Below are 943 nucleotides of genomic sequence, written 5' to 3' on the forward strand. Positions count from 1 at the left end.
CCGCGACGGCGGCCCCCAGCTCCGCGCTGGACCCCGTGACCGGCCGGCCGCGGCGTTTCGCCTACCCGCCGAGCCTCGTGGTCGTGGACGGCGGCCCGCCGCAGGTTGCCGCGGCGCGCCGCGCCCTCGACGAGCTCGGCATCGACAGCGGCCCCGGCGGTGTCGCCCTGTGCGGGCTTGCCAAACGTCTGGAGGAGGTCTGGCTCCCGGGCGAGGAGGACCCGGTGATCCTGCCCCGCACCAGCGAGGCGCTGTACCTGCTGCAGCGGATCCGGGACGAGGCACACCGTTTTGCGATCACCTACCATCGGCAGAAGCGGTCCAAGAGCATGGTCCGCTCGGTCCTCGACGATGTGCCCGGCCTCGGGGAGACACGCCGCAAGGCGCTGCTGCGCACCTTCGGCTCGCTTGCGCGGATCCGTGCGGCAACGGTCGACCAGATCGCCGAGGTGCCGGGAATCGGCCGACGGACAGCCCAGGCTGTCGTGGACGCGCTCGCTCCCACCAACCCGACAGGCGCGGACGCCATCCCGGGTGCGGTCGATCCGCACACGGGCGAGATCCTTGACGGTGACGATTTCGTGGCGGCCGAACCCACGCCGGCCACCGACGCCACGACACCTGGAACCACCACAGCCCGCGCCATCGCCCCTGACCCCGGTCCCGACGCCACATCGACACGGGGTGCTCTCACATGACGTCCGCCGCGCCACTCGAGCTCGCCATCATCACCGGGTTGTCCGGAGCCGGCCGCAGCACCGCGGCCAAGTGCCTGGAGGATCTCGGCTGGTTCGTCGTCGACAACCTTCCGCCGGCGTTGCTGGCCACCATGACCGAACTCGGGTTGCGTTCGCAGGGTGCGGTCAATCGCATCGCAGTGGTCGTGGACGTCCGCGGCCGGGCCTTCTTCTCCGACCTGCGCGCGACGTTGGACGCGCACGAG

At 71.6% G+C, this 943-nt stretch carries 2 protein-coding genes; both read left to right on the plus strand.

Features of this window, described 5'->3' with window-relative positions; genetic code table 11:
* Positions 1 to 698 (plus strand): helix-hairpin-helix domain-containing protein (locus DD1DGNOD_RS13840; RefSeq protein ID WP_241255704.1); only part of this gene is annotated, 698 nt, incomplete at its 5' end.
* On the plus strand, positions 695 to 943 hold a 249-nt coding region (locus DD1DGNOD_RS13845; RefSeq protein ID WP_283234693.1), incomplete at its 3' end, for an RNase adapter RapZ. The genes DD1DGNOD_RS13840 and DD1DGNOD_RS13845, both read left to right, overlap by 4 nt.

Source organism: Candidatus Protofrankia californiensis (genome assembly GCF_900634765.1).
In the GTDB taxonomy this organism is placed as follows: Bacteria; Actinomycetota; Actinomycetes; order Frankiales; family Frankiaceae; genus Protofrankia; species Protofrankia californiensis.